A 12,150-nucleotide genomic window follows, 5' to 3' on the forward strand; every position below is an offset into this window, starting at 1 on the left:
GGCAATATGTCGAAGCAAAAATATACAGCCGCACAGCGTGCTGAAAACTGCGTATTAGATTTAGAAGCAGCAGTCTATCAAGCTGCGATGAAGCCACGCGGCACACTTGGCGGTATCTGTGAGACATTTGGTCTGACGTACAACACAGCAGTGCTGCAAGTTAACCCAAAGCGCACTTGTCACACACTATCACCATTGCTCATTGAGCAAGTCCTAAGTGCTACCCAGTCATCTTTAATCATGGACGCTGTTTGCCGTGCACATGGCAACGCTGGATGGTTTTTATTGCCTGATGAAAACAACCAGTGCGATGAGATGGTTGATATTGCCTTACTTGGTCAAAAGTTCGCAGATCTCAATAGCACATCATTGGACGCTTATGCTGACAAAGTCATTGAGCCTGATGAATATGCGAGCATGCAAAAAGACGGCTATGCATTGATTAGTCATATTCAAACAATCTTAAAAAATGCTGAACGCAATATGGAGAGAAATAATGACAGATAAACGCACACCGCTTGATTTTGACGCCATTCGCGCAGCAGCTATCGGTAATTATGTCTCAACTATATTCCCCGCCGCTGGTATTAGCTTCACCAAAGCTGCCCATCAGCATCAAGCATGCCCGATGTGCGGTGGCTCTAATAGATTCCGTTGTGATGACAAACGCGGTGAAGGCACATGGATATGTTCACAGTGTGGCGCTGGTAATGGCTTTATGCTTGTACAGCAATATACTGGGCTTGATGTTTATGAGACAAATAAGCTGATAGCAGGCGCTATCGGGCTTGATGCAACTAGCGAAGTGACTGATGAGCAGCGCGCACAGTGGCAATCACAGCAAGTCGAGCGTGAAGCAGCAGAAAAAGCTGAAAAGCGCCAAGCTCGTATCGATGCCGCAGCGCGTGCTACTAGTATTTGGGACAATGCAAGACCAGCTACAAACGATCATCCGTATCTGCTGCGCAAAAATATCGCGTCTATCAATCTGCGCCAAGATGCTAATGACAATCTAGTCATTCCTATGAATTACTATAATAAAGACACTAAAGTTGTGACGTTAGTTAACATTCAGACGATAGCGCCTGATAGCGAAAAGCTGTTCTTAAAGGGTGGATTGGTGAATGGCGCTTACCATCTGATTGGCAATACTACGATGTTCGGCGGTGGTATTGTTTTGATATGCGAAGGTTACGCCACAGGCGCTACCATATTTGATGCAATGAGCTACAGCTTGCCTGTTGTTGTCGCTTTCAATGCAAACAACTTAATCCCAGTCGCACAGTCAATACGAGCCCAATACCCTGATCATCGCATCATCATCTGCGCAGATAACGATAGCGCTACAGCAGTCAAGATGCGCGATAAGGACATATCAGAGGGCAAAGAGCCAAAGCCACTTATCGAGTATAACGCTGGTATTTATAAGGCCAAACAAGCAGCGGTTACCGTTGGCGGCGAAATGGTCACACCAAGCTTCGACATATTAGACATAGATAAGGATGCAGCGTAATGCAAGGCAAACAACACACAGATTTTAATGACCTTGCAGCAGCTGCAGGACTCAACGAAGTAGCACGTCAAATCAAATACGCACTGGCGAACCAATCAATAGTGACCCAAGCTGCCAATGATGATCACAGCACTACTGACGCGCCTATCGCACAGCATAACGGCAATGTACCTGCTGACATCGAACAAGATATGCGCTTAGCCAATATGCTCAAGCAGTATTATCAGATTACCGATATCGGCAAAGTAACCAACAAAGTCTATGACATCGTAAATAAGATTGAGTATACAAAGACTCAGTTCGCCAATGAGATCGGTAATAAAAAACTAGCGGCACGTTGGTGGGAGTCTAAGCACGAAAAGATTAGCAAAGCAGACGTTAGCAAAGACCGAGACGAGCTACTAGCGGTTGAAGCAAAATCAATGTTTGACCGTTACTTTCTTATATATGGCACAAAAGAAGTGTGGGACGATGTTGAGCACATAAGGCTACCAGTAGACACCATCAAGCTAGCATGGCCCAATGAGTACGAGATTTGGCTAAAAAGCGAATCACGCACCACAGTAAAAGCTGACAATATCTGGTTCGACCCAACTCACTCCAAACAACCCAAAAACCCTAATGACATCGCTATCAACACGTTTGATGGCTTACCGCTAAAGCCTATCGATACTGAGTTAAGTGACGCTGCTGTTATGTGCAAGCCGATCACTGACCTGCTGCTGCATCTGTGCGAAGGCAAACAAGAAGTCTATGAATGGGTGCTTAGATGGCTGGCCATACCGCTACAGCAGCCTGGTACCAAGCTCGATACTGCCTTGATATTTCACGGTGAAGTACAAGGCGCGGGTAAGTCATTATTTTTCGACCGTATCATGTCACGCATCTATGGCGATTACGCCGTAACGCTTGGTCAAGGTCAGCTTGAGTCACAGTACAATGATTGGGTATCCAACAAGCTCTATGCTCTTTTTGAAGAGATATTCAGTGGCAGCGACCGCTACTCACAGATGGGCATGGTCAAGCAGCTCATCACAGGCAACACTATCTATATCAGCAAGAAATTCATGAGCGGGTGGCAGCAAGACAACTTCGTCAATGCGATATTTTTGTCTAACAACATGATGCCTCTATCACTTGAGCAGAACGATAGACGTCATGTGGTCTGCTATCCGCAACAAAAGATTCCCGCACCCATTCTAAATGATGTCGCATCAGCACTATCTGACAGCGATGACAAGATGCTACGTGCTTTTTACACGCTACTCATGATGATGGATTTAAAAGACCAGACAGCGCATACACCTGCGCTTATGACCAATAGCAAACGTCAGCTCATCCGATTAAGCCAACCAAACTGGGAAGTATTCTATGATGATTGGGTGATCGGCGAAGCCGGTATACCTTATTGCAGCTGCTTAACTGACGATCTTTACGACTATTACCAGTACTGGTGCCGTAAAGGTGGCGAGCGCGGTACTACCAAAACAAAATTAATGACATATATTGGTAGACGTGAACACAAAGAGCGGCTAAGATACCAACTACCTAATAACAGCAAACCTGTCCAGTCCACGATTATTGCTGTTAAGATGCCAACAAACTATCCAACACCTACAGCTGCCAACCAACAAATATGGCTTGGCAAAGAAATACAGCTCATGAAAAACGCTATCGGTCAGAAACTTGAACCCAAATAGCCAACCATGTGCATAGTGTGCACCCCATGTGCATAGTTTAAAATACAACTATGCACGTCTACAGACCTTACCCTATATAGCTTATAGCAACCCTGTGCATAGTGTGCAGGGTTTTTTCGTATGCGCGCGCGGGAAATAATTATTTATTTAATATATAAGACAATCATAGATATTTTTTTTATTCCCATGCGGAGATATAACTATGCACACTATGCACACTATGAACATCAGTCCTATAAGCCAGTAATACCAAGGGTTGTAGATGTGCATAGTTTAAAACCAACTATGCACATCTTGACGTAACTATGCACACGCTCCTATATTGGCTATAAATAACGGGGGATATTTATCATGCGTCAAGAATACTTAAGAGCTGCTGCTGAAGCATATGCAAATCTAAACGACCACCAGTCAGACTGCTACCATTATCTGAACGATGGCTTTGATACAGCTATCCAAGCTCGACTATCAGCAGCCTACTCAACCAAGCTTTCGACAGCAGTACCAAGCAAGCATATCGACAAGATAGTTTGTACCGCATTGGTGGAATGCCAGTACCCGATCAACGAAGCAACCGGCTATGCCTGGAGTGGTAACGAACGTGCAGCCTTTGCCAACATCCCTAAGGCCACATGGTCACGCAATCAGATGTCAGATCATATCGAATTTATACTAAATGATATGAGCCAGAACGCAGCATCGGCAAGGGCTAAGATACAATTTCAAGTGACTGGCTATTCAGAGGCTACTTGATTAATGGAACAGTTTCACCTAAGATTTCTCATATTCGAAGTTCCTGCCTAATCGTAAAGCACACGGCAGCATCAACCAAACATAACCAGTTAAGCCCATTGCCCCCGCAGTGGGCTTTCTTTATGAGCAATCCTTATGCCATCGATGCCTACCACGCTTTGCAGCCATTCAGGTTGCAACGCCAGTGCTGACGCCAATGGCGTTTGCAGGATACATAAGCCCAAACCTAAACGCCAAGCAGAATTCCAAGTCAAGCAAGCCGAACCCGCAAAGCTCAAACGGATAGACAACAGACCGTCATCTGCTCAGCGCGGTTACGATGCCAGATGGCGCTCAGCACGGTTAGGGTTTCTCAACGATGAACCATTATGCAGATATTGCATGATGCAAAGCATCACCAGAGGTGCTGACGTAGTCGATCACATCCTACCGCATCGCGGCAATCAAGAATTGTTTTGGGATCAGACAAACTGGCAGCCCCTTTGCTACTCATGTCACTCAATCAAGACAACGACGGTCGATAATAAATTATCTGACTACGAAATTGCCCAGCTCAGGCAGGGAGGGTGGGGTAAAAAGTAAATATAAAACCCCGCCAAGACCACCGCCCCCAAGAGAATTTTCGCATGGTCAAAACTCTGTAGGGGGTATACCCCATCAATCAATAACTATTCTCAGGTGACACTATGTCTCGTCCACGTAAACCGACGCAGCTCAAAGTGTTGCAAGGTAGCCGTGTCCGTAGCGACCGTGAAGCTGCCAGCAACGCTGCTCAACCAACACTGGCTATACCACCCTGCCCCGACTGGCTCGACGCCAAATCACGCAAGCAGTGGGACAAGATAGCACCACAATTGGTCGCTCTTGGATTGCTATCAGTTATTGATGGCGATCTGTTTGGTGCGTATGCCGAAACATCAGCACGTTATGGCGATGTCTGCACTAAGCTCGAAGATATCGATACTTGGATTGGTAAAACACCAAACGGTTTTATGGTCCAGACCGCACTGGTCAGTATCCGTAACACATTACAAAAACAGCTCATATCATTAGGCCGCGAATTTGGTCTATCCCCTGCTGCACGCTCCAGTATCAAAGTCGATGTCGCTCAAGGCAGTTTGTTTGGCGACAGTGAATTTGGGGAGTTTAACCAAGGTTAAAAAACTATGTCAGATGCTATTGCCTACGCTAATATCGCGACGCAATACGCAACAGATGTAGTCGACGGCACTATCGATGCGTGCATCTATGTGCGCCAAGCGTGCCAACGCCACCTGACAGACCTCAAGCGCGCTGACAATGAATCAGGGTTTGAGTTTGAATTTAATAGTCAGCTGGCTGCAAAGGCTTGTCGTTTTATAGAGCTGCTGCCACACGTTAAGGGCGAACTGGCAAACAACCGCGAATTGATACTGCTTGAACCTTGGCAAATATTCATCGTCGCCAACTTGTTTGGCTGGGTAGACTTTGATGGCAAACGTCGATACCGTTACGCATACGTAGAAGTACCACGCAAGAACGCCAAGTCTACATTGGCCGCTGGTATCGGCTTGTACCTATGCTTTGCTGATGGCGAGATGGGCGCGGAAGTTTATTCGGCAGCAACTACCCGCGACCAGGCACGCATTGTGTTTGAAACTGCGCAAAGTATGGTGCGAAAACGCCCCGATATGCAAAAGGCTATGCGCATAGAAGTGACTGCACATGCTGTCAGCTCCATTGCCACCACATCAACATTCAAAGCCGTCAGTCGTGATTACGGGGGCAACTTGGATGGTCTAAACGTTCAAGGCGCTATCATCGATGAGCTACATGCGCATAAATCAAACGATACTTATGAAGTCATGGCTACGGGCATGGGTGCGCGTGAGCAGCCGCTTCTATTCGCTATCACTACAGCCGGTTTTATTTTAGACGGTGTTTGCTACGAGCAACGCACTTTGGTCGCCAAGGTTTTATCTGGGCTTGAATCACATGACCGTTACTTTGGCATTATCTACACGATAGATGACGCCGACGATTGGCGAGACCCTAAGAGTTGGCGCAAAGCAAACCCCAACTACGGTGTTTCGGTTTATAAAGCTGCGCTCGAAGCTGAATATCAACGCGCAGCTGTTAGTCCTGATGCTCAAGCTGACTTTTTAACCAAGCATTTATGCGTTTGGGTTGCTGCTCGCAGCGGTTGGCTCAACATGCAAGACTGGGACGATGCTACCGACAAAACACTAAAACCCGAACAGTTTAAAAACTACCCATGTTTTGGTGGTCTTGATCTGGCATCCAAAGTTGATTTGGCATCACGCGTTAAATTGTTTGTGAAAAAGATAGACGGTGAGTCATATTATTACTTGTTTGCGAACTTTTATATCAACCGTGCGCAGCTCGACAACGCTAACAATCCCAATCAAAAACGCTTTATTGAATGGGAACGCCAAGGCTGGCTAACTGTTACTGATGGCAATATTACAGACTTTGAGCGCATCGAGCGCGATATTGTTGATGATGCTGCAAATTATGATATGCAAGAAACAGGTTATGACCCTTTTAATGCCACATATTTAGCTATGCGTTTAAATGAGCAAGGTCTCAATATGGTCGAAGTGCCACAGCGCGTCGCTTATTTGAGCGAACCAATGAAACATATTGGTGCGCTGTTACCTGCAAAGCGTGTACTCAACGACGGTAATCCTATATTGCGCTGGTGTATGGGCAACGTCACTGTCAAAAAAGACGCCAATGACAATGTTTTTCCTCGTAAGGAATCAGACGCTAGCAAAATTGATGGGGCTGTTGCTTCAATCATCGCGACCAATCGCGCACAGTACTATGACGAAACAGGCGACTTGCCGAGCCAAGATTTTGAGACACAGCTTGGTGATTATTTAAACGACTTTGTAAGCTTCAGGGGATAACATGGCATTCATACAAACCGTCGCTGCATGGTTTGGTTACGCGCCGCGTGACCCCGTGGACGGCAATCAAAACGCTACTCGTACTGTCACTAAAACAGCCAAGCCTGTCACCTTTGATACCGCGATGACCGTCACGGCGGTCTTTGCATCAATTAGATTGCTTGCTGAAACTATTGCTAGTATGCCTATTGATTTATACACCAAAGACAAAGATGGGTATTTAGACACTAAAGCAGATCATGACGTCATGAAATTGCTGAGATATAAACCCAATAAACGGCAAAACCGCATTGAGTTTATGGAACAACTGATGCTCAACTTGGTCAGTGACGGCAATGCATACGTCAGAATTACACGCGTAGGTGATAAGAACTCTCGTATTCTTAGTCTAGATATTATCAACTCATCGAATATGACGGTTATTTTAAAAGACGATGTTCTTACTTACCGCCACCAGATCACATCAGCTTTCAGCCGTGACTTTAAGGAATCTGATATATGGCATGTAAAGCTATTTGGTAACGGTATAAAAGGCTTATCACCATTGCAACACGCTGCCAAAGCCGTCGCTGTAGCAGATGCGTCAGACGATAAGATAACGTCGCTCATGCGTAATGGCGCTAAGCCCACTGGCGCATTAATGACGAAGGGCTCACCGACTGCCGAACAACGCCAAGCACTTCGCGATGAAATGGGCGAATTAACCAGCGGCGATGAAACCTTTATGCCAGTGTTACCACTTGATATGAAGTTTGAAGCCATTAGTTTGACGCCTAGTGACATTGAATTATTGGCCACGCGCAGATTTAGCTTAGAAGAGATTGCGCGTATGTTCGGTGTACCTAGTATTTTGATTAACGACAGTACGCAATCTAGCAACTGGGGCAGCGGCATCTCAGCAATCATTGAGGCGTTTCATAAATTCAACTTGCGGCCCTACCTTGAGCGCCTTGAATTATCAATGCTAACCACACTAATACCGCGTAAAGACTGGGACAAATATCAGTTTGAAATTGACGCTGATGCTATTTTGCGATCAAGTCGTAAAGAGCGTGTTGAGATGTATAACACCGAGATCACATCCGGTCAGCGAACGCCCAACGAGGTACGACGCGCTGAAGGCTGGAAACCACAAGAAGGGGGCGACGAACTCTATATGCAGCTAGGCTTTGCGCCTCTTAATGTTGTCGCTAAACAATCTTCATTAGACCAAACTAAGGATATCAGCAATGAATAAACACTCACTGCAAACGCTGCACTGTCGCGATGGCCGCAGTGAGCTACTGCAATCTGTCAGTACACGCCGTATTCCAGTCATCGATACCAAGATACGCTTTGCCGAACCTGACAAAGACGGTGCTGCTACTTATACATTTGAAGGCTATGCAGTCAAATGGGATAGCATCAACTTACATGGTGAAAAGTTTGCCCGTGGCGCCTTCGCCGATATGATTAGTGCGTTCAACAATAGCGAAAAAACCGTGCATATGTATTACAACCACGGTTGGCGCAACATGTTTGATACGAATGCAGCTATGCGTGTTGGTCGATGGGTAGAATTTGAAGAGGATGATATCGGCTTACGTGTCAAAGGCGAACTCACCCAAGGTTTACCACTGGCCACTGCTGTTGCTGCAATGATGCGTCACCTTACGGTTGATGGCTTATCCATTTGTTTTTATAACCCAACTGAAATGGATTATGAAGAGCAAGACGGTCATATCTTAATCAAACGCGCAGATTTATTTGAAATCAGTGTCGTTGATGAGCCTAGTGACCGCAGTGCTCGTATCAACCGCCAAGCAGAAACAATTAACAACCTAGCTGATGAACGCGATGCATGCGATATGCTGACCAAGCTAGGTCTTGATCAAGCCGATGCACGGCACTTTCTATCCAAACTTGACAGCATCATGGGCACCAGCGCTGATGATACTAGCAAAGACGATGACCCCTTTGCATTTTTAGACAAGTAATTTATCTTTTTCAACATCAATCAAACCCTAAATAATGCTGCCACTTGGTAGCTATTTTTTTGCCTAAAGGAAAATATTATGCGTGATTTTAAAACTGCTGCAATCGCTGGCGCTATGTCTGGCATGGGTGTTATGACCCGTGATGCGGGTGGCACGTCTAAAGATGAATATGAAAAGCTCGCTGGTCAGCTTAAAACCCGCTTGGCCACGCTCGACGAGCTGATTGAAAAAAAGCAAAAACTACTTGCTGAAAACAAAGATGACACTGAAACGCGCGATGCTATCGAAGATCTGCAAAAAAGCGTAAAAGACGTCGGTGATCTGTCTGCCAGATTTGAAGAGCTTGAGCAACGCATGGTCAAGGGCGTTCAAGACGGTGAGCTTGATGCTAATAGCATCGGCGGCCTACTCTCTCGCAATGAAGGTATCTCGCAAGAAATCAAAGCAATCAAGCACTCACGCGGCAAAGTACAGATTGATGGTGTCTCTGCACGTAATACCGTCATGCTTGGCACAATCAACACGGCTGGCAATATCAACGATGCCAAAATGATTAACCCAGCTAGTAATCCGCTGACACTGGTCAACATGATCAACTGGATTCCAACGTCGGTACCACTTATCCCTTATGTGCGTGAAAGCGCCGTAACCTTTATGGCTGATATTGTGGCTGAAGGCGAGCTTAAGCCTGAATCAAGCCTGACGTTTGGCCCTGATTCATTAGAGATTGACGTCATCGCTCATTGGGTTCGTGTCAGCAATCAAGTGCTCGATGATGCTCCGGCATTGGCTGCTTATATCGAAGGTCGCATGTCTTATGGTTTGCGTCTGAAACTCGAATACTTGGTTATCAATGGCGATACCAAAAGCTTTAAAGGCTTAATGAAAGCTGGCAATAGCCTAACTATCGTTGCTAATGACAATGCTATCGATACTATCAGTACTGCAAAAGCCAAAGCCTATGCCAATTTTCTGCCGCCTGAAACGGTTATCCTGAATCCACAAGATTGGGCAGAGATTGAACAAGCTAAAGGCACGGATGGTCATTACTTATTTGGTTCGCCAGGTGCCGCTGTTCAACCTTTCATTTGGGGGTTGGCAGTCAGTCAGTCACCATCGATGCCAGTTGGTAAATTCTGGGCAGGTAATATTACTATGGCGACTGAAGGTTATATTCGCCAAGACGCGACCGTTGAGCTATCTACTGAAGATGGTGATAACTTCCGCAAAAATCTGGTCACGGTACGTGCTGAGATGCGTGCTGCCTTTGGTGTTGTCATGCCTGATGCTGCTGTGACGGGCGACCTAGTTAACGTCGGTCCATAAGATTAGATAATTATTAGTTGAAAGGCTTCTCCTAGCTGCTGGTAGCACGTCTGCCAGCGGTCTTTTTTATCCTAACTCAATATAGGCATCATCTATGATCACTGCATCTATCACGCTTGAACAAGCCAAATCGCACCTGCGTGTCACACATGAGATAGATGATACGTATATTGCAGGGCTTATCCCTACGTCATTTCAATTAATCGCTGATGAGCTTGATCGTGAGCTAACAGAGGATATCTGCTTAACACCGTCTGGCCAATTATCTGAATCATTAAAACATGCTGCACTGCTTGTCATCGGTGACTTGTACCAAAACCGTGAAGCGCAGCAAACTGAGCAGCTGCACATGAATCTCGCGCTCGATAGACTGCTGAATAAATATCGCAAGATGGGAGTATGACATGGCAAAGATCAGTCGAGGTCGGCTTAGTACGCCAATCGGCATCGTGCGAAAAATAACCACCAGAACTAATACTGGCGCTGTTAAGTCTACCGATAGCGTGACGATGCAAACTTGGTGTGAGTTACTACCCATCAGCACTCGAGACTTTGTGGAAGGTCACGCCGCTGGGTCATCGATAGATGCAAAAATGCACGTCGATATGGCAACTGATATTCAAACTAAAGATGATATACAAGTACTAGATGGCAGTGGCTTCGTCTATGAGGTGCTGGGGATCATGCCTGTACCGCAAGACAATAAAAAAATCGTGGTATGTCGTACAAAGATTAACAGCTAATTATTTCTTATTTGTTTCTGTGATTGCTAGATTAATGCTGTCACTCGTAATATACTTGGCTGTACTTTAACTAATATAAGCAATCTTATGGCAAGCGAAAATAAGTTAAACTGGACTAGAAAACCTGCACTAGCGATCATTGGTATCTGTGTTTTATTTTTCGCTTTGGTCATAGGTTGTGATGAAAAAGAGACCGAGGAAGAAATCGCAAAGAGTGACGCAGTTGTGGCTAAGAGTGACGAAAAGAAGATCAGCGACCTTAGTTTATATTTCGATTGTAAGCCAAAAATACAAGAGCAGCTCACTAACCCAAGGTCGTTTGATCCAAGCGTGACTTCTGTTAAATATAATTTTGTAGATAACGAGCATATCGTTGGCTTTGATTTTTACTCTAAAAACGCTTCTGGCGGAGAGGTCATGCAGCAAGCAATATGTAGCTTCGATGTAGACGGCAATATATTGAAATATGGTGTGTTATAAAGGCAACCCATAAACAAAAAACCCACCAATCGGTGGGCTTTTTATTATTCATTACCTGTTAAATCGTTAATCTTTATCTACTGCATTATTATAATTCTTTTTAATAAAATCCATATCTAGTAGCTTTTTAACGGAGTCAGTAATCACTTGCTCGGCTTTTTCATGCGTATAACCTTCTTCTCGTAAGGTCTGGTACATCGCACTGACAATAAGTACGTTGCTGGCGCTGGGCATATCACTGCTCTCTTCCTGCTTAAAGGTTTGCTCAAGCCTTGCCACAATATCAGCGTTCATAGAACGGTTTTTATTTTCTGCTGAAGATTTGATTTTATCTTTTAGCTCATGCGGCATTCTTAGTTTGTATTGAGGTTCAGTTTGTAAAGTCATATAAATATTCCATATAGTACCTACTAGGTGTTGACACAGAATGCTAGTTAGATTACTATCTAATAGTACCTAGTAGGTACTTATCTAAATAACAAAAGAGAATTTACTATGTCTGCAAATCGAACTCACCCTGTCCAATATCAATTAAGGCTAACCAAAGACCTGCATCAGTGGTTAAAAACAAATGCCGTTAATAATCATCGCTCTTTATTGGGTGAAATTAACATGCATTTGGAACAAGCTCGTGAACAGGTTGAAAAACAATCAGGCACAAAAAAAGCAGATGATACCGTCGAAAGTAACACATCTGCTTCACTAAAATCTAATTCGGAAAGGAACTAAACATGACTATTATAGCAA

General features: G+C 44.9%; 15 protein-coding genes. 14 read left to right on the forward strand and 1 reads right to left on the reverse strand.

Annotated features, from left to right (window positions below):
* Positions 1-6: 6 nt before the first annotated feature.
* The 13 genes from ACI2IW_RS02185 (at position 7) to ACI2IW_RS02245 (ending at position 11,403) form a co-directional block, all read left to right on the forward strand.
* Complete coding sequence (locus ACI2IW_RS02185; protein WP_404692477.1) at positions 7-507, forward strand: phage regulatory CII family protein; 501 nt, start codon at positions 7-9, stop codon at positions 505-507.
* The gene (locus ACI2IW_RS02190) at positions 497-1,513 is read left to right on the forward strand and encodes a primase-helicase zinc-binding domain-containing protein (RefSeq protein ID WP_404692478.1); all 1,017 of its coding nucleotides are present in this window, start codon (positions 497-499) and stop codon (positions 1,511-1,513) included. Before ACI2IW_RS02185 ends, ACI2IW_RS02190 begins: the two co-directional genes overlap by 11 nt.
* Positions 1,513-3,213 (forward strand): primase-helicase family protein, encoded by a 1,701-nt coding sequence (locus ACI2IW_RS02195; RefSeq protein ID WP_404692479.1) that lies wholly within the window; start codon positions 1,513-1,515, stop codon positions 3,211-3,213. Before ACI2IW_RS02190 ends, ACI2IW_RS02195 begins: the two co-directional genes overlap by 1 nt.
* Before the next feature lie 351 nt (positions 3,214-3,564).
* Positions 3,565-3,966, forward strand: coding sequence for a hypothetical protein (locus tag ACI2IW_RS02200; RefSeq protein ID WP_404692480.1), 402 nt, complete (start codon positions 3,565-3,567; stop codon positions 3,964-3,966).
* A 135-nt stretch (positions 3,967-4,101) separates the two neighbouring features.
* A complete protein-coding gene (locus ACI2IW_RS02205) occupies positions 4,102-4,548 on the forward strand; it encodes an HNH endonuclease (protein ID WP_404692481.1) in 447 nt (148 codons plus the stop codon).
* Positions 4,549-4,652: 104 nt separating this feature from the next.
* A complete protein-coding gene (locus tag ACI2IW_RS02210) occupies positions 4,653-5,126 on the forward strand; it encodes a phage terminase small subunit P27 family (RefSeq protein ID WP_404692482.1) in 474 nt (157 codons plus the stop codon).
* Positions 5,127-5,132: 6 nt separating this feature from the next.
* Positions 5,133-6,878 carry a terminase large subunit gene (locus ACI2IW_RS02215; RefSeq protein ID WP_404692483.1) on the forward strand — a complete coding sequence of 582 codons (1,746 nt, stop codon included), beginning with the start codon at positions 5,133-5,135 and terminating at the stop codon, positions 6,876-6,878.
* Position 6,879: 1 nt separating this feature from the next.
* A complete protein-coding gene (locus ACI2IW_RS02220; protein ID WP_404692484.1) occupies positions 6,880-8,115 on the forward strand; it encodes a phage portal protein in 1,236 nt (411 codons plus the stop codon).
* A complete protein-coding gene (locus tag ACI2IW_RS02225; RefSeq protein ID WP_404692485.1) occupies positions 8,108-8,854 on the forward strand; it encodes an HK97 family phage prohead protease in 747 nt (248 codons plus the stop codon). Before ACI2IW_RS02220 ends, ACI2IW_RS02225 begins: the two co-directional genes overlap by 8 nt.
* Positions 8,855-8,932: 78 nt before the next feature.
* Entirely contained in the window at positions 8,933-10,180 is a 1,248-nt protein-coding gene (locus ACI2IW_RS02230) for a phage major capsid protein (protein ID WP_404692486.1), read from the forward strand.
* A 94-nt stretch (positions 10,181-10,274) separates the two neighbouring features.
* Entirely contained in the window at positions 10,275-10,583 is a 309-nt protein-coding gene (locus ACI2IW_RS02235) for a head-tail connector protein (RefSeq protein ID WP_404692487.1), read from the forward strand.
* A gap of 1 nt (position 10,584) precedes the next feature.
* The gene (locus tag ACI2IW_RS02240; RefSeq protein WP_404692488.1) at positions 10,585-10,923 is read left to right on the forward strand and encodes a hypothetical protein; all 339 of its coding nucleotides are present in this window, start codon (positions 10,585-10,587) and stop codon (positions 10,921-10,923) included.
* 87 nt (positions 10,924-11,010) lie between these two features.
* Positions 11,011-11,403 (forward strand): hypothetical protein, encoded by a 393-nt coding sequence (locus tag ACI2IW_RS02245; RefSeq protein WP_404692489.1) that lies wholly within the window; start codon positions 11,011-11,013, stop codon positions 11,401-11,403.
* Positions 11,404-11,469: 66 nt separating this feature from the next.
* Here the strand turns inward: ACI2IW_RS02245 and ACI2IW_RS02250 are convergent, their stop codons facing one another.
* A complete protein-coding gene (locus tag ACI2IW_RS02250; RefSeq protein WP_404692490.1) occupies positions 11,470-11,790 on the reverse strand; it encodes an Arc family DNA-binding protein in 321 nt (106 codons plus the stop codon).
* 108 nt (positions 11,791-11,898) lie between these two features.
* Between ACI2IW_RS02250 and ACI2IW_RS02255 the strand changes: the two genes are divergently transcribed.
* Entirely contained in the window at positions 11,899-12,132 is a 234-nt protein-coding gene (locus tag ACI2IW_RS02255) for a hypothetical protein (protein ID WP_404692491.1), read from the forward strand.
* The last annotated feature ends 18 nt before the right edge of the window (positions 12,133-12,150 follow it).

The sequence above is a fragment of the Psychrobacter sp. NPDC078501 genome (assembly GCF_044900935.1).
Taxonomy (GTDB): Bacteria; Pseudomonadota; Gammaproteobacteria; order Pseudomonadales; family Moraxellaceae; genus Psychrobacter.

Excerpts from the sequence above, each read along its gene's own strand:
- ACI2IW_RS02210 (WP_404692482.1), top strand. The coding sequence starts at position 4,653 with ATGTCTCGTCCACGTAAACCGACGCAGCTCAAAGTGTTGCAAGGTAGC.
- ACI2IW_RS02245 (WP_404692489.1), top strand. The coding sequence starts at position 11,011 with ATGGCAAGCGAAAATAAGTTAAACTGGACTAGAAAACCTGCACTAGCG.
- ACI2IW_RS02215 (WP_404692483.1), top strand. The coding sequence starts at position 5,133 with ATGTCAGATGCTATTGCCTACGCTAATATCGCGACGCAATACGCAACA.
- ACI2IW_RS02185 (WP_404692477.1), top strand. The coding sequence starts at position 7 with ATGTCGAAGCAAAAATATACAGCCGCACAGCGTGCTGAAAACTGCGTA.
- ACI2IW_RS02200 (WP_404692480.1), top strand. The coding sequence starts at position 3,565 with ATGCGTCAAGAATACTTAAGAGCTGCTGCTGAAGCATATGCAAATCTA.
- ACI2IW_RS02250 (WP_404692490.1), bottom strand. The coding sequence starts at position 11,790 with ATGACTTTACAAACTGAACCTCAATACAAACTAAGAATGCCGCATGAG.
- ACI2IW_RS02240 (WP_404692488.1), top strand. The coding sequence starts at position 10,585 with ATGGCAAAGATCAGTCGAGGTCGGCTTAGTACGCCAATCGGCATCGTG.
- ACI2IW_RS02230 (WP_404692486.1), top strand. The coding sequence starts at position 8,933 with ATGCGTGATTTTAAAACTGCTGCAATCGCTGGCGCTATGTCTGGCATG.
- ACI2IW_RS02195 (WP_404692479.1), top strand. The coding sequence starts at position 1,513 with ATGCAAGGCAAACAACACACAGATTTTAATGACCTTGCAGCAGCTGCA.
- ACI2IW_RS02255 (WP_404692491.1), top strand. The coding sequence starts at position 11,899 with ATGTCTGCAAATCGAACTCACCCTGTCCAATATCAATTAAGGCTAACC.
- ACI2IW_RS02220 (WP_404692484.1), top strand. The coding sequence starts at position 6,880 with ATGGCATTCATACAAACCGTCGCTGCATGGTTTGGTTACGCGCCGCGT.
- ACI2IW_RS02235 (WP_404692487.1), top strand. The coding sequence starts at position 10,275 with ATGATCACTGCATCTATCACGCTTGAACAAGCCAAATCGCACCTGCGT.
- ACI2IW_RS02225 (WP_404692485.1), top strand. The coding sequence starts at position 8,108 with ATGAATAAACACTCACTGCAAACGCTGCACTGTCGCGATGGCCGCAGT.
- ACI2IW_RS02190 (WP_404692478.1), top strand. The coding sequence starts at position 497 with ATGACAGATAAACGCACACCGCTTGATTTTGACGCCATTCGCGCAGCA.
- ACI2IW_RS02205 (WP_404692481.1), top strand. The coding sequence starts at position 4,102 with ATGCCATCGATGCCTACCACGCTTTGCAGCCATTCAGGTTGCAACGCC.